We start from the raw sequence: 20,169 nt of genomic DNA, 5'->3' as shown, positions 1-20,169 counted from the left end.
AAAATATAGTTATAACAACTGAATTATGACTTTATTCTCTTGTTGTATTATAACTTTATTGTATAATAATATTATTAAATTTTATAATTTATGATTTTAATTGGGAGGCAATAAAGTGATTTCTTTTGAAAATGATTATTTAGAAGGTGCGCACGAAAAGGTATTACAACGTTTAATAGATACCAATTTAGTACAAGCTGCTGGTTATGGCTTTGATCAATTTACTCAACAAGCCATCGATAATATTAAAACTGTAATAAACTGTCCTGAAGCAACGATTCGATTTTTAGTTGGTGGTACACAAACGAATCAAGTTGTCATTAATTCTGTATTAAAAAGTTTTGAAGGTGTTATTTCGGCTGATAGTGGTCATGTAGCCGTACATGAAGGTGGTGCTATTGAATTTAGTGGTCATAAAGTTCTAACTATTCCATCTCATGCTGGAAAAATATTACCTCAAGATGTGAAACAATACATTGAAACATTTAACTCAGATTTTAAAAAGGATCATATGGTCTTCCCTGGTATGGTATACATTTCCCATCCGACTGAATATGGTACGTTATATTCTAAAGAAGAATTAAAAGAGTTATCAGACGTTTGTCGTCATTATAACTTACCTTTATTTATGGATGGTGCACGTTTAGGCTATGGTTTGATGAGTGATAATAGTGATTTAACAATAGAAGATATTGCTAAATATTGTGACATATTCTATATAGGTGGCACGAAAATCGGAGCATTATGTGGTGAAGCAATTGTCTTCACTAAAAATAATGAACCGGCAAACTTTACAACTTTAATTAAGCAACATGGTGCATTATTAGCAAAAGGACGTTTGACTGGCATACAATTTTTAGAATTATTTACTGATGACTTATATTTTAAAATTAGTAAGCATGCAATTAACATGGCACGAAAAGTCAAACAAGGTTTTATCGATAAAGGATATCAACTTTACTTTGATTCACCTACAAATCAACAATTTATCATTTTACATGAAGACAAAATAAAAGAATTAGAACAAAAAGTTAAATTTGCAATATGGGAAAAATACGACGATAATCATCGAGTTGTTCGATTTGCTACAAGTTGGGCAACAACAGAAGAACAGGTCGAGAAATTATTGTCTTTAATATAATTAATTAAGGAGTACGCTTGAGTGCTCCTAGTTTTATAATCCATGAATTTACCAATGATTTAGTATATGTTAAAAGTTGAATTTATATATTTTTGAAAGTAAAAATTTCTGTGTAAGTTTTATCAATGTGAGACTAAGAAAAATTTTTACATTAGTTGTTTGTCGTCGTTAGTACTAACTTTTGCGTTGTAAGATGACTCAGTGTGTTGATTATCATCAAACTGGTGATTAACTTGTTCTGCCATGAGAGCAACCTCCGTTTATAGTCTGTCGACTTATTCCATTCCAGCTTTTATAACGTCATCAGTATGTTTTGGACAATAAAAATTAACCTTCACATTGGAAGGTAAAATTGGGTATAAAATTAGCATCACTTTCTCTTTATCTGTGTAGAAAGGATGCTATTTTAAGCTAATATCTTGATATCTTTTATTAGTTCATCATCAATAGTACAAAACTCACTATTGGTCTCTAAATCCATTGAAAAATTTCCAGAATCATTTTCAAATGGATTATCATAGTCAAATACAAAACCTGTAAGTACTTTTCCATCTTTCAATGTTACTTCTACATCGTGACCATAAGCATTAGGTATTCTCAACATTATTTCTCCTTTCTAATATGCGGAACAATATGTACTCCAGTTTTAGAATAGTGAACTTTTGCTATTGTAGTTTCCGAATATTTATTTGTTACATAAACTTTGCCAATAATTTTGCCAAAATCAATAATCTCTTTGTTGTTAAATTTTCCATTTAATGTCAATAAAATTCCAGTATTAGCTTTTTTTATAATCAAATTATTTAATTCTTCATTAGACAAGGTAGTAAAGCTTGGTAATTTAGAACCATTTTCTTTTGCAAATTTCCTATTTCGCTCATATAGTTCATGCCCTTTTTGATGTCTGTTTTGTTTTTCATGGTTTAATTCTAACTTTATTCTACCATCTTTAATCATTTCTAGCATTTCTTTTTAGCGTTTTGTTGTAATTCTTCACTATCATCTTCTAGCTTATATTTACCTTTGCGTTCTTTAAAGAATTGGTCTCGCCAATTGCCAACGTGTGGAACGGTAGTACTACGACAAAACGGATGCCAAAGTTATTGATGACACTTTTATGTTTTTATGTTATGAATATATCAAAAGCTCTCTTTTTAGTGCAAAATCAATCTGACAGTTTAAATGGAGACCAATAACTGCTGGGTAATAAAAATATATAGTACTGGTTTAAACCGTTAATATCCAAAGTAATTCTAATAATGAAAAGAATATCCAAGACTTATCACCATATCTTTGAAGTGAACCCAAAAAGTTAGATTTTAGGTCTAACTTTTTGGGTTCACTTCACTTTCCACATTTATTACTTCTTTATTATTTAATGCATCTTTAGCCATATGAATTGTATCTTTATATTTTAAAACAAATTTGGTGACCCATTTCTACAATCACCAACACATAATAAAATGGAATTAGGTGGACAAAAAGTGGACAAACACTAATTTTAAAAGTTAAAATCAGTATTTCTGTGCACCTAAAATTAAATTTCACACCAAAAAAGAGCTAAAGCGAAATCGCTCTAGCCCTTGATATTACTAAACTCATCCCGTTTTGTTTAGCGTATTAATATTGTTTCATATACTGCTCGCGCTCCCATTCGGACACTTGGGTGCGGTATTTAAAAATGGGAGTTATTCACTTTTTTAGATATTAAAATCGCATAATGACAAGGTTTTTATATCATTAAATTTCATTATTTATTAATATAACTTGACCAATTACTTGACCGTTTTTTTAAAATTAAAAATTTGGTCAAGAAAATAGGCTCTATCTCTTGATACATAAGAGTTAGAGCTTTATTTTCAATCTTCATTATTTCTTTCTAATTCTTTTTGATAATTGTAGAGCTTTTCGTCATTTAATAAACCTAGTCTATCTAATTTTGACTTACCTAACCTTAATTGTTTAATAGTTGCTTCATTAACTCCTGTATCTTTACTTATTTGATATGCACTTATATTTGAATTAAGTAACTTAATTATTTCATTTCTCATTTAAAACACAGCCTTAACAAAAGATATTATCATTACGATTAACAATAAGCCTAGTACAAATTCAATTTTTTCTTTTTTATTAGTTTTTCTTAGATTGTAATTTACTTTCATTGTTTACAAATAAATGAAGAGCGTTTTATAATATATATGACAGGGAGGTTACCCTCCCACAATTAGTTAAGTTCAAAAGCTATCTCGATTATGATAACGGCCAAGTTAATTTTTATCGAGAATGTTAAGCTTTTGAGCTTTTTTGGTCTCTTCATTTATTTTTCCTCACTTCTAATAAGTGTATTACTATTACACGTTATTTTTCTAACGTAATCAATGTTTTTTATCTTTTTTTAAAATAACCGCATCATTTAGATACGGTTGTAATCTTAATCATTAATAATTCTTAACAATTCATAATTATTATAGCTTCTGTTACGCTTTTTACTTTTCTCTTCATAAATTAAATCTAATTCAGCCAATTTTTTTAATGCTCTTCTTACAGTTGGTTGAGAGTAAGATGTTATTTCTGATGCTCTTTTAACTGTTATTTTTGGCTCTTGAAACATTAAGAACCATAGACTTATTTCAGATTTGGCTTTTAATCGTTTTACGCCATTAGTATATAGTTTTTCGGATTTTTCAATTTTTTTTAATATACTGTTAATCATTCTTTCACTAGCATTAAGGAAAAACATTATCCAACCTTCCCAATCACTATTTTTAGATCTCACACCATTTAGTAAATCATAGTATCTAGCTTTTTCTTTTTCTAATTCTTCACTAACAAAGAATACTGGTTTATCTATGACACCTGTATTTACTAACATTAAAATAATTAAAATTCTCCCTAACCTACCATTTCCATCAAGAAAAGGATGAATAGACTCAAATTGGGCGTGTGTGATAGCTGTTCTTATTAATGGGTCAGCATCAAAATTAAAGCACGTATCGTTAGTATTTACTACTAAACTATTATGTTCTAAACCATTCATAAAGTATTCTAAGTTGGTCATATAGTCATCAATTTGATTTGCTTCAATTGGTATATAAGTCGCATTTTCAATTTTATTATCAGGACCTATAAAATTCTGTATTTTTCTAAAATTGCCTGGATCTTTCTCTTTACCTCTCGTTCCTTCTAATAATATAGCATGTAACTTTTTTATTAGATTTGAGGAAATTGGCATATTTTTATTTTTGATTTGATCATACCCATAGGTTAATGCATCCATATAGTTAAGTACTTCTTTAACTTCATTACTTTGTCTTTTCTCCATTTTTTCTTCTAATAGCTCATCAAATGTAACTTGAGTTCCCTCAATTTTAGTTGATTCTAATGACTCTCTCATACTCATTATATTTATAAAGTTATCATTGACTATTGCGTGTGATAGCTCACTATTCATTTTGCCTAACTTCATATTAATTTCAGATACTTTAATATATATTTTTAATGCAACACTATTAGAAACACTTACTGGAAGTTTTTCGATACCTTTTAACGTCATTTTATTACCTCCATTTTCTTAATATTAATAATTATAGCAATTTAAGAAAATAAAACAATAATTTCTTTCTTATTGAAATCAAAATAATGTAAGAAACATATTTCGATTTTTAAAATAGAATGTAAATATTTTGATATATTATCAGTCAATGAATTCACGAAAAAGACAGCCATTTTTGACTGTCCTAATATTTAGTATTAATATTTGTCTTCTGCTTCAATTTCCTTTTGATAATTGTAAAGCTTTTCAGCATTTAATAAACCTAGTCTATCTAATTTTGACTTACCTAACCTTATTTGTGTTCGATTTCTTTGTCAAAAACATCTTTTGCAAATTTTGATAGTATTTCAGCATTTTTTAAAGACAAATTATCTAATGACCTATCACCAGTTCTCATTCTATAAATGGTACTTTGTGGCACGCCAGTTTGTTTTGATATATACAAACTACTCAATTCACTATCAAACAATTTTTGTATTATTTCTCTCATTTAAACACCACCCATATAATAAGAAATATGATTGACCACGCTATTAATCCAATAACAAATTCTGCTTTTGTAGATTTTCTTATGTTTATTTTCATATGATTCAAATGAAGATTATGTTATATTTAATTTGAAGAGGGACTTGCCCCTCAACTGTTTAGTACTCAAAAGCTATCTCAATTTGTAAAACCACCAAGTTTAATTTGATTGAGAATTTAAAGCTTTTGGGTGCTTTTATTTTTATCTTCATTCCCTTACCTCCTAAATACATTGTACTATGCCTTATGGCATAATTCAATACTTTTCGTTCACCTTTTTTAATTTTTTGCATAAAAAAAGGCAGTCGCAATGACTACCCTTCACTAATTATTTATACTCTTCTTCTACTTCAATCGTATGTTTATGTACCCAACCGTTATTGCTTGGTGAATATGTTCGGCACCAAATATTACCTTGTGGATCTTCAATTTCTTCATAAATATAAACAATAGCTCCCGCTTCAAGTACATCTTTTTCTCTCGCAAAACTGTAATTATTGAAACTACTTCCAGCACGTTCTCGTAATGATGCATCATACTTTATTGTGCCTCTATAATATGGTTCTTCTGACCACACTTTTACACGTTTACACCCAACTGGTTTCTTTTCAACAACGTCTTCATCTTCAGATTGTTGATTAACTACTTGTTTTGTTTCAATACTGTCGTCCGTACCATCAATATATTTTTGTACTAATTCATCAATCACATTTACTGCGTCTCTATCATATCCACATGCTGATAATGCATTTCCAGGATCTTGTTTATCATCTTGTATGTCTTGATGACCTGGTGCTTTATGCCAATGATCAATATCCCATGAATCAAACAACACAGCATTAATACGGGCAAAGTTATCAAGTGCTTTTAATGAACGTTCACGGTCTCCAGGAAAATAACATAATTCTCCACCAAATGCAGCATCGTTTGCATCATCACCAAAATAATAATTATCTGTTGGCGTATTATATAAACATGCCATGTTTTTTATCAATTGGCACAGTGATAATGCATTCTTTGTCATCTACAAAGAAATGAGCTGATGACGTTGAATTCCAATCTTCATTGTACGTATTACAATAATAGTCAGCGTTTTGTTGAGCCGTACTATTGGGATTACCTGTGTCGTGATACACACCAAAAATAGGTTTACCTGTATCTAATTGTTGTCCTGTTCGTCTTGTTCCATATGGAATAAATTGTGTGTAAACTGGTACACCATTCCATTCATCTAAATAAGTTTTAGCCATATAAATCACTCCTTAAAAATGTGCATAAAAAATACGACTGATATCGTCGTTTACTTGTCGTCATTATTCAATTTTTCAGAAATAATCAATCTCTTTTTCAATTGTTCTGGGATTGGTACACCTAAAATCACAGCATTTTCTACAATACTTGTTGCTTCTGCGATAATTAAGAAAATAACAGAGCTATTTACTAAAAATCCATCTAGTCTAAATATGATGTCTAAAGCATTGGCAACTAGTACGATACATAAATAAGCGATTTTTTTAATATAACCACTAATTGCTTTGTGACTCCATGTATAAATTTCTTCAACACTAAATTTATACATCTTAATGTTTGAACCAACATTCATTGGTAGTTTATTCGTAACACCTAATACTTCTAATAACTTGACAATGTTATTACCAAATCTATTCGCAAAATCAATAGACTTAGCTTGTCCTAAATCTTGACTAGTAATTTGAGTCATAAGTTTATACCTCCTAAAAATTATTTAAATAAATTAATGTTCTTTGCAATCGCTTGCTGTCTTTCAACATCATCTTTAATTGCCATAATATCTTGTTTAGATAGGCTAGATTGTTGATAATTCACTGGTGTCTCTTGTCTTAATGCCTTTTCAACATTAGCTTGAACCATTTTGTTTAACAAATTCGCAAAGATATCTACATTTTTCTTTGTTTGTTCAGCATTCGCAGTGACTAAAATATCTAATAAATCTTCGTCAACAACTTCAATACCAGTTTGATTAAGCATTGAACGTGCTTCTTGTTTCATTTGGCTCTTAGCATCTTTGGTTTTATATGTTTCTAATTCTTTGAGCAATTTTTCATTTTCGTATTGTAATTGTTGATCTTTATTCATTTTCGCTAGTTTCTGTGCTTCAGCGATAGCATCTTTAATCTTCTCATCAGTTTTACGTTGCTCACGAGCAACGCGCTCCTGAATCAATTTCGTCACTTCTTCTTGCGTAAATGTCTTTTCGGTCGTTTGTTGCTTGTCGTCGTTAGTACTAACTTCTGCGTTGTGAGATGACTCAGTGTGTTGAGTATCATCAACATGATTATTAACTTGTTCTGCCATGAGAGCAACCTCCGTTTATAGTCTGTCGACTTATTCCATTACAGCTTTTATAGCGTCATCAGTATGTTTTGGACAATAAAAAATAACCTTCACATTGGAAGGTTAAAATTAGGTATAAAAATAGCACCACTTTCTATTTATCTGTGTAGAAAGGATGCTTATTAATACCATGCAACAAGTTGTGTTTTTGGATATTCATTATTTTTGATATTTTCACTAATTCTATATATAGCATGTCCTAAATATGTACTTGTGTCTTTGTCATAATCTGATCTATTAGCCTGTAATACTTCCAAATCATCAATCCTTATTTCAATAGTACCAAATACTTTTTCGTTTTCTGGATAATAGTTATAAATAACACTGTTCTTTTTCTTTTTAATTAATTTTAAATCTAACACTGTTGCTGCCCCCGATCTATTACTTATAATTATCTTTTTTGAGTTCTTTATTATAGTTATATCTTTTCTCTACAATATTATGAGCTTGTTTATAACTAAAATTATACTTATTCATTAAATAATGTTCAAGAGCTTCATGACGCAACATTATTATATCTGCTTTTTTTATATTTTTTCCTTCTCTTAATCTTTGCCAACTGTTCGCCATTTCAAAATCTGGATCGAAATTTGTTTTGCCCTTTGCTAATGTGTACTCATTTTCAAATATGTGCTCATATACTCGTTTTATTGTCCTGTCTTTTAAGCCAGAATTCTTCGAAATTATTTTGATTTCTATTTTTTTATTTCTTCGTCGAACAGATTCATAATACATATTGGCATGATTAAATCTTTTTTTCATATATGGATCATTTTTATCATTCAATGCACCTGATTGTTTAATATTATTATCTTCATCTTCTAACCTATACTTACCTTTACGTTCTTTAAAGAATTGGTCTCGCCAATTGCCAACGTGTGGGACGGTAGTACTGCGACAAAATGGGTGCATTGGTGGTGCATTAACACCTGGCATCATATCTTTAACTTTAAATACTTCACCATTTAAACTGTGACATAGTTTAGATGTTTTACTATCTATTTTAGCTACGTATTTATATTTAGCATCTTCCCCTAATTCTTTAAGATAAGTTAGTTTTTGAGCTTCTGCTTGAACTCTTGCTGATTCAGTGATTAATAATCGTTTAGCATTAAAGGTGGTTGCATTGGTTTTCTTCTTAAAGGTCGATACAAATTCATTAGGATGCCTGCCTCTTAATACGACATGACTTGTAATACGTTCTACTTCTTTTTGTACTTGTGACATATCTTTCCACAATCGCTTTGACCATGTGACACCTTTAAAGTTACTATTCACTACTGCTTTAACATGTGTGTCGTCAATCCTAACATGCTCTCCTAAGATGCCTGCTTGTCGTTCTACTTCTCTATCAACTGCATCAACAAGTTTATCTTCAATCTTTTGCTCAATATCAATACCTGAACGTTTAACAATCAACTCTAATTGTTGTTTAAGTAACTTCTCTCGTGAAATATTCATCTTAGTGTTATATATTTTTAGTGCTTTATTAGCCTCATCACTAAAGTCTTTCGTTTCAACCAATTTCTTAGCTTGTTGTTGAAAGGCTACAACATCAAATTGATCAGCAACTTTAATAGCATCTTGCATCACTAAACCTTGAGACTTAGCATATTTAGCATAAAATGCAAGTATTTCTCTAGCTATTTCTGCATACATCAACAAAATAATACGCTCAATATCTGTCATTGCTTTAGCATCTTCTTGTGCTTCAGTATCAATAACATTTTGAGCGCGTGTTAACCAATATTCATTTGTTGTCTCAGTCATTTATATCATTCTTTTCATCCTGAGCTACATGTTCATGTTGTGATTTAAATGCATCTTCATAATGGCCATTATTAGATTCTTCCTGCATTTTTTGTAACTCTTCACTAGGATTGTCAATAAATGGTAATAATGACATTCTCGTTTGTTCTGAGATACCTCCATTAAGCGCATTAAACGCCTCAATAGACTCCATTAATGATTTAGGTAGGTTAGGTGTAAACTGAATCGTTATCGTTGAATAATCGTGCTTATAAACACCTGTGAGGTTAATATTATTAAATAGTAATTTATAACGTTTCATGAGACCTTTTTTAAACAAACGTTCTTTAATCGCTCTAATCTGTTCTAAACCAAATAATTTATATTTCATTGATTCACCAGACTGAACACCACTAAAGTTTTCATCATTTAAATCAGGAGTATTAGTATATTTGTGAATATCTCTTTGTAATCTTGTCTTATAAGCTTCTGAGCCATTAACATCATACTGCTTATAGATAAACTTGACATCTGCATGACCTTCAGTACCATTAGAACTTTCACCAGGTTTAATATGAATCATATTAGCTTGTCTAAATTTAACTGCATCATCGCCATTTAATTCTACATTACCAACTATAGCTAACATTGCATCATTGATATCAGTCATATAATTAGCTGTATCTGATTGTGCACTATCGTATAAATCAATCAGGGTTAAAACATTTTCAAAATCACCTTGTTTAAAGCGATCATTGAGATATTCAATAATTGGTACTTCGTTATAGTAATGTGCTTTTTCTTCGCTGATGACTAATTCACCATCTACTTCTTTAAAGTAATAGATTTTTTGTGCTGTATACACCTCTACAATATTAACTTTGTCATTATTGTCATCTGTTACGGTGTAATATCTAACACCAGCTAACACATTTTTATCAATGGAATAATCATAAATAATAAATGTATTTTTAGGATCTAATACCTTAAATCTATCAATATCTTGTTCATCTCTATAAACAATTTCAAACGCTCTACCATAAATCGATAAATCTAAAGCTAAATCACTATTAATAGCATCCACATCATTGATGTCATTCACTTTAATAATTTCTTCATTAGTCTTCTCATCTTTATGAATAATCGTAATTGGATTACCTGTTAAGTAACCAACAATAAAGCGTGATACATATTTAGCATAATTATGAACTGCTCTATGGTCAGCTTTATTCGTCGTGTCATTAACCCTACGTTCAGCTGTTAATATATCTGTATTCCTATTTAAATAATATGCCTCTAACATCTCTAATCGAGGTACCTGTGTATCTTGATGCTTCTTAACTAAGTATTGTAAGTTATCATTTTTAAATAATTCATCTAGTTGTACAATATTGAAATCGTCATTAGCATTCTTAGAGAACTTTGTGTTGTTGTTATCTTGGTTGTATATTGTCATTTGTTCACTTCCTACTAAAATAAACCACGTATCGTTTTTAAATCATTATTATTATTATGAGATTCTTTATTTTTAAAGATTAATTTTGTTATGGCATAACGTAATGCATCAATACAGTGGTTATATGTATCAACTGGCTTGTTGATATATTCGCCAGTATTCTTATCTTTTTGCCATGTGTAATTATCAAATTCTTCAATCGTCTTAAAGCATCGTTCATCAATCACAATGTCAAATTGTTTCAGAAACTGGATACCTGCCATGATGCTGTCTTTACCTTTGATTGCTGCTCTGATTCTATCGACGCCATGTGTTCTAATTTCTGCAATACTTTTTTGTTCTGCACTATCTGCAGTAATAATTTCTTTGTGATAGCCCATATCTTTAATCATTTGAGCAATATCGTTATTTAACATACCTCTTTTGACAAATTCTTCTAGTATGTAAATGTCTTTATTTGCTAAATCAACTTTTACATGAATAAAAGCACTCGGATCATTCACATAACCGAAATCTAATCCGAAGTATGACGGGATTTGTCTTAATTCATCTTTGTTTAATATTCTTATGTCATATTTAGGAAATACAAGTTTATCTAGTGTCGCAAATTCACCTAATGCATAAATCTTATAATACGCCGGATTTCTATTTGCTAATTCTTCTAAGTTGAATTTCGTCTTGTCATCCAAAAATTTATTATCTTTATAACTTGATTGTCTGATAAGTGTATCTTTAAGTGGCGTTTGTGAGGCAAAGAAATACGAATAAACCCAATTCAATTTTGAAACAGGGTTAAACATTAAATATATTTGTTTATCTATGTGTTTACGTTCTCTTAAACGTAATGTGAGTTGTGTATAATCATCCAATGTGAATTCAGAAGCCTCTTCCATGACAATGTCTGATATCCCTTTGATTGATTTAATTTTTTCAGGATTATCTAAACCTTTAAATATAAAAATAGCGCCATTGGGTAATTCAACTTTATTATCCGTTTTATTCCATCTGCACATTTCCCATATTTTAAAGCTCATTAAACAACTTCTAACATCTTCAAATAAACTTTCGCTAATCGTTGCTTGAACTTTACGTAACCAAAGTATTTTACGGGGATATTGCCAATTTCTAAGTGCTTTAATCACGACCTTTTGAACAACTCCGTGTGATTTACCACTTGAACCACCACCATAATGAACCTCAGTAAAGTGTTGATAATCATAAAGTATGTCATAAATATTTTTATTAAAGACGTTATGTGGATTGGTAATATTCAATTTAATCGTCGGCATCATATTCACCAATGGTTATTTCAATATTTCTTTGTGTAATTTCTTGTTTATCAGTCCACATCACATGTCGTTTACCTAATAATTCGGCAGCTTTAATTCTATCTTTTGCGCTAACTTCAATTGTAATTAATTTTTGGGAACCATCACCTGTACCACATAACGTTTGCTCTGTGGTTTCACCGCGCATCACTGAAGTTAGATATTGCAATATTTCATCTTGTTGTGCGATACTTTCTTTTTTTAATTCTTCTAAGCGTTTAGCTACATACGCTTTGACGCTAGCTTTTTCTAGCAACTTATAAGCATGTGTACGGCTATATGCTTTACTATATCCTGCAATCATAGCAGCTTGCGACACATTACCACTCTTAATATATTCATCAGCAAATTTCTGTTGCTTTAAACTCAATTTCATTTCATATATCACCACTCTCACGGTATTCCCTTAATTTTTTCAAAGTTACTTTTAATAAATTGGATAAAGACTAATTTACAGCTCTCGCTATTCGAGAGTTGTTTTTATTATCAACTCATAATAAAAAGACGCATCATTTCGAATGATACGCCATAATTTTTCATGTTAAATATTTAATTCTTCTTTTAACGCCCTTTGCAAAGTTTGACTGAAATTAATACCTTTTTCTTTTCCTAGCACAACCATGTATTTTGGTAAGGTAACCATTTTATTAACGGTTTTATTCTCTTCTTTAATTCTAACAAGTTGTGTATCTGCAGTCACTAATTGCAGTTGTTCATTATCAGCTAAATTTTGAGATAGTGATTTATAATCAGTTGCTTTAGGGATAATTTCCTCAGAATCTTCCAATACAAGTAGATGTCCTTCTAATGCATCTTTAGCCATATCAATTGCATCTTCTATGTCATTACCAAATGTAATGGCGCCTGGTAAATCTGGATAGTATACATTATAGTATTTATCTTCTTTCTCTAATACTGCATAAAAATGATATTTCATAAATCCCCCTCCATATTAAGAAGATTGCAAGATGACTATAAGAGTCCTGCTTGCTTAAGAATTGAGCGTTCTGTTCCTATAGGTAAATCCTTTTTAGGGTGTGGAACAGTTACTAAACCAGTAATTGTTGGGTGCTTATAGTGATGGTGACTTCCAACCACTCTAACTAAATACCAACCACTTTGCTCTATTCTCTTAATAACTTCTTTCGACGAGCTCATTGTGATTTATCTCCCACATATATTATAACATATGTTTATAGATATCAATATATTTCTAGTCAATAATTATCACCACTCTCACGCTAAATGCATCATAAAAATAAACCTACCCATGATTTAACACAGGTAGGTACTAGGGAGTAAAAGCAATATTAGAGGACATCGCTAGGAGATAATTAAATCTCCTACTAATGTATCAATCGTAAGACAAGATTTGAAAATTATTAGTAATATACAATAAAGCCACACCAAATGAAGGTATGGCTTAATCTTTAATCTTCTAATGATTTTTGGTAATGGTAAAGTTTTTCGATAGTGTCAATAGTTAAATTTTTAATTTGTCGTTTGCCACGACGTAATTCACTAATTCCGTTATATGCTATGCCAGTATCTTGATTAATTTTGTAGCTAGAAATAGATTTATTATTTAACAATTTGTTAACTATATCATAAATTTCGTTAAAGTTTATCATTATATTATTTTAATAATGAAACGAATGGGCTTATATTAATTATTTTTGTAATATACGAACAAATTAGCTATACATAGAATTAAAGTACCGATTGTGATATAGTGATTGAATTTTCTAAGTTTTTGTACTCTGCTACTTGTCATGCTATACCCCTCCTTATATAATAAGGTTAGGGCAAAAGCCCTATAACCTTATTAGTTAAAGAACGCTTTGATTAAATTAATTATTTGTGTAATTGCGCCAACAATGATTGCAAATAATTTTATTTTTTCAATGCGTTCTTTTTTATTTTTTTCCATTCGTTTCAACTATGTAACTTCTTTAGAAAAATAATGAGCCATATATTACATATGACTCATTAAACTTATAAACAGCAACTATGAAAAATAACTACACAGCATACTTTAAAATTAATTTTCTTATAATGATTTTTGGTATTGATATAATTTTGCAATGGTTCTAAAGCGTGCATCTTCAATATGCGTTTTACCATTTTTCAAATCTTGAACAGTTTGATAAGGTACACCACTATCTTTTGAAATTTTATATCCTGTATGTGATTTTAGTAGAGTTTCGATTGAGTTAATAATTTCATTTATTGTATTCATTTTTTTCCCTCTTCCAATTATTAATTAATAATAGTGTGGTCAATAATGCGATGACGCTATCACTTATGTCATTACCTAAAATTACGTTAACCCATATTAAAAAAATTAATAAAATGTAAATTGTTTTCATATTAATATAGTGTTAGAATTATTATACATAGACAAGCCCTTTCGGGCGTTGTCTCTTTACTTATCGCCTTTTTGTAATGTCTTGACAATAGCTATGACTGACATTATATAAAAGGCGATTTCTGTTATATTTTTCAAACTTTCTAACACCTCACTGCTCTCCTTTCAATTGGTATACTTAATTATAGAACGATTAATCATTCATGCTACTTCGCTATTTTTTGTTTTGTAATGAGTTTGATGACCCACTTCCATGATCAACAACATATAATAAAATGAAATTAAGTGGACAAAAAGTGGACAAACACAAATTTTTAAAGTTAAAATTACTATTTCTGTCCACCTAAAATTAAATTTCACACCAAAAAAGAGCTAAAGCGAAATCGCTCTAGCCCTTGATACTACTTAAATCATCCCGTTTTGTTTAGCGTATTAATATTGTTTCATATACTGCTCGCGCTCCCATTCAGACACTTGGGTACGATAGTAATCCCATTCTATTGATTTAGAATTAATGAATTGATTGTAAATATGATTACCTAAAGCTTGTTTGATAACATCATTTTCACGCATTGCTTTTATTGCTGTATATAATGTTGAAGGTAAATCTTGGATGCCTACTGCTTCACGTTCTTCACGGTTCATTTCATAAATATTTTGGTTAACAGGTTTTGGTACTTCAAGTTTATTTTTAATACCATCTAAGCCTGCTTCTAAAATTGCAGCTAAAGCCATATATGGGTTAGCAGCTGGGTCTACTGAACGAACTTCAATACGAGTTGAAAGTCCTCTTGAAGATGGAACACGTACTAAAGGTGAACGGTTTTTACCACTCCAAGCGATATAACAAGGCGCTTCATAGCCTGGAACTAATCGTTTGTAAGAGTTAACAAGTGGGTTACATACTGCAGTGAATCCACGTGCATTTTTTAAGATACCTGCTGTAAATTGGTATGCAGTATCTGTTAGACCCATTTCACTATTAGGATCGTAGAAAGCATTCTCTTTACCTTTAAATAAAGATACGTTAAAGTGCATTCCACTACCATTTACACCAAATAATGGTTTCGGCATAAATGTTGCATGTAAATTATGTTTACGCGCAATTGTTTTAACTACTAATTTAAATGTTTGGATATTATCACATGCTGTGATAGCATCTGCATATTTAAAGTCGATTTCATGTTGTCCAGGTGCTACTTCATGATGACTTGCTTCAATATCAAAGCCCATATCTTCTAATTCTAATACGATATCACGACGACAATTTTCACCTAAATCAGTAGGTGCTAAATCGAAGTAACCACCATCATCATTTAACTCAAGCGTTGGTTCGCCTTTGTCATCTAATTTGAATAAGAAGAATTCTGGTTCAGGTCCTAAGTTGAAGTCAGTAAATCCTAAGTCTTCCATTTCTTTTAACACACGTTTTAAGTTGTTACGTGGATCCCCTTCAAATGGTGTGCCATCTGTTTTATATACATCACAAATTAAACGTGCAACTTTTCCTTGTCCAGCTGTCCATGGGAAGATAACCCATGTATCTAAATCAGGTTGTAAGTACATATCAGATTCTTCAATTCGTACAAACCCTTCGATAGAAGAACCATCAAACATCATTTCATTATCAAGTACTTTTTCTAATTGGCTAACTGGTACTTCAACGTTTTTAATTGTTCCTAAAATATCTGTAAATTGTAATCTCAAATATCTTACATTTTCCTCTTCAGCAAACTTACGAATGTCGTCTTTTGTAAAAGTACGTTTTGGCATTTTGAAATCCTCCAAGTTTTATTTAATAAATCGGGATAAATCACCACGATTTATTGGCAATGTTTCTCCAACTGGCTTTTGCGTGGCATCTACAATCATCTTTTTTCTAGTTTCTTGTTCATCAGTTGATAAATGCGCTTGACTATCAAATATGATTTGTTTAATCCCTTTAATATTAAATCCTTTTTCTATTAATGATTTAATTTCTAGTAATCGTTCCAAATCATTGAGTGAGAACAGTCGTTTTTGACCTTCTGTTCTTTCTGGTTTAATTAGTTCATGCGTTTCGTAATAACGAATTTGTCTTGGTGATAAATCTGTTAATTTACTAACAACACTCATAGAGAATACGGCCATGTTGCGTCTGATTGCATCATTCGACATCATTGTACCTCTCCTCTACTTTTGAACTTGTTAACAATTTATCATAAATTATCAGATAATACAAAAATATGTTAGGTTTCCTAACATGAATGGTCCACCCCTTGAAATGACTGTATTTGACAGCTTAATTTAATATAAAATCCGCTTCCACATCAGAATTTTTTTATAAAAATTTTTAAAATAATCTGACAAAAACGACAAAAATTTAACTCAGGACCTCACCAATCGTCCTGAGTCTTATATTTTAAACTAAACCTTGTTGTTGTAATTGTCTAACTGCGCGAGTAACTGCTAATTTAACATGTTCATAAGTTAATCCACCTTGAACATATGCTTCATATGGTGGTCTAATAGGTCCGTCAGCTGATAATTCAATTGATGACCCTTGTACAAAAGTTCCTGCGGCCATAATGACATCATCTTCATAGCCAGGCATATAACTTGGCTCTGGACTAAAATGTGCATTGATTGGTGAAGCATGTTGGATACTTTGACAAAATGAAATCATTTGTTCTTTAGTATCGAATTGTACGGTTTGAATTAAATCTGTACGTTTTTCATTATATTTAGGTATCGTCTTCATATTTAACTTATCTAACAATAAACTTGTAAATAAAGCGCCTTTTAAACTTTGACTAACAACATGAGGCGCTAAGAAAAAACCTTGATACATCTCTTGTAAAGCATTTAATGATGCGCCCGCTTCTTTTCCTATACCAGGAGCAGTTAAACGATAACCACAACGTTGAATTAAATCTTGTCGTCCAACGATATAACCACCGATTTTCGCTAGACCACCACCAGGGTTTTTAATTAAGGACCCTGCTATTAAGTCTGCACCACATTCTATAGGTTCTTTTGTTTCAACAAATTCACCATAACAATTATCAACGAAAATAATGATATCAGGATGTTTAGATTTTATCGTTTGTATCGCACGTTCTATTTCATCTATCGTAATCGAAGGTCTTTGAGCATATCCTTTTGAACGTTGAATCGCAATTACTTTTGTTCGATCATTGATTTGTTGTAACACTTGTTCTGTATCAATATGTCCATCTTTCAAACTAATATCTCGGTATGTCACACCATGTTCTTTCAAACTTTCAATACCATTACCATTGATACCAATCACTTCAAGTAACGTATCATAAGGACTACCTGTGATATATAACAATTCATCGCCATATTTCAACATACTTTGTAATGCTAATGTAATAGCATGTGTACCTGAAATAATTTGGGGTCGAACAATCGCATCTTCTGCCTTAAAGGTATGAGCATATATTTCTTCTAAATGATCGCGACCAAAATCATCATAGCCGTATCCTGTCGTACCTTGTAAATCACTTTCACTTGCTTTAACATGATGAAATGCATCTAATACTTTTTCTTGGTTATAATATGCAATATCTTCTATCTTTTTAAAATATGGAGCTAATGTCTGTTCAACATCAACAATTAATTCATTCATATCAGTCATTCGTTTGTCGTCCTTTTACTATTTTTTATATCCCTCAATATAATAATTTTCTTGAACTTCATTAAAAACAAGTCTAGTTACTAGCGTATGTTGTTTCAAGAAATATAAACGATCAGCATCTTCAGCTGCTACCGTTTCGTTATAAAAAGTTAAATTTCTTTTCACTTCAGTCATTAACAATTCTTTTACTTTTTCTTTATCCTCTGCATCTTTTGTTGACACAAATATATGAGGTAATTGTGTTACAGGAATGTCTCCATTCGCTTCACACAAATCTTTTTTATTAAAAATAACAACTTGTGGTATTTGCCCCATATCAAGTTGATTAATCAAATCATTAACTGTATCATATTGCACGCGATATTCTGAGTGGCTGGCGTCAACAACGTGCACTAATAAATCAGCACCTTTAGCTTCCTCGAGTGTTGATTTAAATGCAGCAATTAATGTTGTAGGTAATTTTTGTATAAACCCTACTGTGTCTGAAATAATCATATTGAAGCCTTCATTAATTTGAATTTGACGCGTTTTAGGATCTAATGTCGCAAATAATTGATTTTGTTCATAAGTAGTTTCATTTGCTAACACATTAAACCAAGATGATTTACCAGCGTTAGTATACCCAACTAAAGCCACTTGATACACTTGATTTTGATCTCGTTGATTACGATAACGTTGTCGATGTTCTTCAACTGTCTTTAATTGATGTTTAATTTCATTCATACGTGTACGAATATGTCGACGATCCATTTCAAGCTTTGTTTCACCAGGACCACGCGTTCCAATACCGCCACCTAATCGTGATAAACTCTTACCATGTCCTTGTAATCTTGGTAATAAATAATCTAGTTGAGCAAGTTCGACTTGTAATTTACCTTCTTTACTACGTGCTCTTAGCGCAAAAATTTCTAGAATCAACTGAGTTCTGTCAATGATTTTAACACCTAGTAAGTCATTTAAAGTTTTCGATTGTGCTGTAGTTAACTCATCATTGGTAACAACGACATCAGCATCATGAAACTCAATAAATGCTTGAATTTCTTCAATTTTGCCTTTACCAACATAATATTTACGGTCAACACGATGACGATTTTGCGTCACTTGACCAACTACATCTAATTGACAAGTACTAGATAATGCATCCAACTCTTCCATTGTTGATTCAAAATCAAATTGTTGATCATCTTGAGCATGTACACCGACTAATACAGCTTTTTCTTGTTTTTCTTTTGTTTCATGAATCAATTGCTGTGCCATGTTATACATCTCCTTAATTTTATACTACAAAACGTATTCTATCATAGTGTATATCTAAAGACTATTAAGCAAAATTATGTTACATTTAATTAAATCGAAAGGATGATTATATGGAAACAATTTACGATTTTGTAGTAGAGACAAATAAAGGTGTGACTTATAAATTAGAAGACTATAAAGGCGATGTCATGTTAATCGTTAATACTGCAAGCGAATGTGGATTTACTCCTCAATTTGAAGGGTTACAATCTTTATATGATAAATATAAAGAACAAGGATTTGTAGTACTGGGATTCCCATGTAATCAATTTGGTGGACAAGAACCAGGTTCTGGTGAAGAAGCAGCACAAAACTGTAAACTAAATTATGGTGTAACTTTCCCAATGCATCAAAAAGTCGATGTCAAAGGTGAACATCAACTGCCATTATTTAGATTTTTAACTGATGCGCAACATGGGTTGCTCAACGAAAAAATTAAATGGAATTTCACAAAGTTCTTAGTTGATCGTGATGGTAATGTGGTTAAACGTTTTTCTCCACAGAAAAAACCTGCGCAACTAGAAAGTGCAATAGAGGAATTGTTATAAACTATTATTTCAATTAAATTTTTCGACATTAAAATGCTTCATTTAAAGTATGGCTTTCAAATAAGAAACCTGCTTTAAACGAAGCATTTTTACAAACATTGTAATGTACTTAAGTGTTACGATATTCAATATATAAATCATTCTATACACACGTTAACCTCACAATTAACATATGATTACTTTGTATGTAAC

Annotated in this window: 22 protein-coding genes and 1 pseudogene; 2 read left to right on the top strand and 21 right to left on the bottom strand. The window is 30.9% G+C overall.

Annotated elements, in window-relative coordinates:
- The first annotated feature begins 115 nt into the window (after positions 1-115).
- Positions 116-1,141, top strand: a complete 1,026-nt coding sequence (locus CD113_RS10380) for a threonine aldolase family protein (protein ID WP_095092678.1) — start codon at positions 116-118, stop codon at positions 1,139-1,141.
- 406 nt (positions 1,142-1,547) lie between these two features.
- On the opposite strand, the gene CD113_RS10375 is transcribed toward CD113_RS10380, so the two are convergent.
- The 21 genes and pseudogenes from CD113_RS10375 to hflX form a co-directional block, all read right to left on the bottom strand.
- Positions 1,548-1,745 carry a hypothetical protein gene (locus CD113_RS10375; protein WP_002465208.1) on the bottom strand — a complete coding sequence of 66 codons (198 nt, stop codon included), beginning with the start codon at positions 1,743-1,745 and terminating at the stop codon, positions 1,548-1,550.
- Positions 1,745-2,098, bottom strand: coding sequence for a polymorphic toxin type 50 domain-containing protein (locus CD113_RS10370; RefSeq protein WP_002465207.1), 354 nt, complete (start codon positions 2,096-2,098; stop codon positions 1,745-1,747). The genes CD113_RS10375 and CD113_RS10370 overlap by 1 nt, the downstream gene beginning before the upstream one ends.
- Positions 2,099-3,000: 902 nt before the next feature.
- A complete protein-coding gene (locus CD113_RS10360) occupies positions 3,001-3,192 on the bottom strand; it encodes a hypothetical protein (protein WP_002463913.1) in 192 nt (63 codons plus the stop codon).
- 380 nt (positions 3,193-3,572) lie between these two features.
- Complete coding sequence (locus CD113_RS10350; protein WP_002463912.1) at positions 3,573-4,694, bottom strand: Fic family protein; 1,122 nt, start codon at positions 4,692-4,694, stop codon at positions 3,573-3,575.
- A 292-nt stretch (positions 4,695-4,986) separates the two neighbouring features.
- A complete protein-coding gene (locus CD113_RS10345) occupies positions 4,987-5,184 on the bottom strand; it encodes a hypothetical protein (RefSeq protein ID WP_002463911.1) in 198 nt (65 codons plus the stop codon).
- Between the two features lie 363 nt (positions 5,185-5,547).
- Positions 5,548-6,469, bottom strand: a pseudogene (locus CD113_RS10335) (N-acetylmuramoyl-L-alanine amidase).
- A gap of 50 nt (positions 6,470-6,519) precedes the next feature.
- Positions 6,520-6,939, bottom strand: coding sequence for a phage holin family protein (locus tag CD113_RS10330; RefSeq protein WP_002463907.1), 420 nt, complete (start codon positions 6,937-6,939; stop codon positions 6,520-6,522).
- A gap of 20 nt (positions 6,940-6,959) precedes the next feature.
- Entirely contained in the window at positions 6,960-7,553 is a 594-nt protein-coding gene (locus CD113_RS10325) for a DUF4355 domain-containing protein (protein WP_002463906.1), read from the bottom strand.
- 161 nt (positions 7,554-7,714) lie between these two features.
- Complete coding sequence (locus CD113_RS10320) at positions 7,715-7,954, bottom strand: hypothetical protein (protein ID WP_002463905.1); 240 nt, start codon at positions 7,952-7,954, stop codon at positions 7,715-7,717.
- Between the two features lie 19 nt (positions 7,955-7,973).
- Complete coding sequence (locus CD113_RS10315) at positions 7,974-9,362, bottom strand: minor capsid protein (protein WP_002463904.1); 1,389 nt, start codon at positions 9,360-9,362, stop codon at positions 7,974-7,976.
- Positions 9,355-10,797 carry a phage portal protein gene (locus CD113_RS10310; RefSeq protein WP_002463903.1) on the bottom strand — a complete coding sequence of 481 codons (1,443 nt, stop codon included), beginning with the start codon at positions 10,795-10,797 and terminating at the stop codon, positions 9,355-9,357. Before CD113_RS10310 ends, CD113_RS10315 begins: the two co-directional genes overlap by 8 nt.
- A 14-nt stretch (positions 10,798-10,811) precedes the next feature.
- Positions 10,812-12,086, bottom strand: coding sequence for a PBSX family phage terminase large subunit (locus CD113_RS10305; RefSeq protein WP_002463902.1), 1,275 nt, complete (start codon positions 12,084-12,086; stop codon positions 10,812-10,814).
- Positions 12,073-12,501 (bottom strand): terminase small subunit, encoded by a 429-nt coding sequence (locus CD113_RS10300; RefSeq protein ID WP_002463901.1) that lies wholly within the window; start codon positions 12,499-12,501, stop codon positions 12,073-12,075. The genes CD113_RS10305 and CD113_RS10300 overlap by 14 nt, the downstream gene beginning before the upstream one ends.
- Before the next feature lie 165 nt (positions 12,502-12,666).
- Positions 12,667-13,062, bottom strand: coding sequence for a type II toxin-antitoxin system HicB family antitoxin (locus tag CD113_RS10295; RefSeq protein WP_002463900.1), 396 nt, complete (start codon positions 13,060-13,062; stop codon positions 12,667-12,669).
- 35 nt (positions 13,063-13,097) lie between these two features.
- A complete protein-coding gene (locus CD113_RS10290; protein ID WP_002463899.1) occupies positions 13,098-13,283 on the bottom strand; it encodes a type II toxin-antitoxin system HicA family toxin in 186 nt (61 codons plus the stop codon).
- A gap of 272 nt (positions 13,284-13,555) precedes the next feature.
- The gene (locus CD113_RS10285) at positions 13,556-13,756 is read right to left on the bottom strand and encodes a helix-turn-helix domain-containing protein (RefSeq protein WP_002463898.1); all 201 of its coding nucleotides are present in this window, start codon (positions 13,754-13,756) and stop codon (positions 13,556-13,558) included.
- 419 nt (positions 13,757-14,175) lie between these two features.
- A complete protein-coding gene (locus CD113_RS10280; protein ID WP_002463896.1) occupies positions 14,176-14,364 on the bottom strand; it encodes a hypothetical protein in 189 nt (62 codons plus the stop codon).
- Between the two features lie 561 nt (positions 14,365-14,925).
- Positions 14,926-16,266 carry a type I glutamate--ammonia ligase gene (glnA, locus tag CD113_RS10275; protein WP_002463894.1) on the bottom strand — a complete coding sequence of 447 codons (1,341 nt, stop codon included), beginning with the start codon at positions 16,264-16,266 and terminating at the stop codon, positions 14,926-14,928.
- A gap of 18 nt (positions 16,267-16,284) precedes the next feature.
- The gene (locus CD113_RS10270; protein ID WP_162096503.1) at positions 16,285-16,653 is read right to left on the bottom strand and encodes a MerR family transcriptional regulator; all 369 of its coding nucleotides are present in this window, start codon (positions 16,651-16,653) and stop codon (positions 16,285-16,287) included.
- A gap of 241 nt (positions 16,654-16,894) precedes the next feature.
- Positions 16,895-18,133 (bottom strand): methionine gamma-lyase family protein, encoded by a 1,239-nt coding sequence (locus CD113_RS10265; protein WP_002463892.1) that lies wholly within the window; start codon positions 18,131-18,133, stop codon positions 16,895-16,897.
- A gap of 18 nt (positions 18,134-18,151) precedes the next feature.
- Positions 18,152-19,390 carry a GTPase HflX gene (gene hflX / locus CD113_RS10260; protein WP_002463891.1) on the bottom strand — a complete coding sequence of 413 codons (1,239 nt, stop codon included), beginning with the start codon at positions 19,388-19,390 and terminating at the stop codon, positions 18,152-18,154.
- Positions 19,391-19,500: 110 nt separating this feature from the next.
- Here hflX and CD113_RS10255 point away from each other — a divergent pair, with 110 nt between their 5' ends.
- Positions 19,501-19,977, top strand: a complete 477-nt coding sequence (locus tag CD113_RS10255) for a glutathione peroxidase (RefSeq protein ID WP_002463890.1) — start codon at positions 19,501-19,503, stop codon at positions 19,975-19,977.
- Positions 19,978-20,169: the final 192 nt, after the last annotated feature.

Source organism: Staphylococcus simiae, assembly GCF_002902085.1.
GTDB lineage: Bacteria > Bacillota > Bacilli > Staphylococcales > Staphylococcaceae > Staphylococcus > Staphylococcus simiae.
The sequence above is the reverse complement of the archived record's forward strand: the minus strand, read 5'-3'. Positions and strand labels throughout refer to the sequence as shown.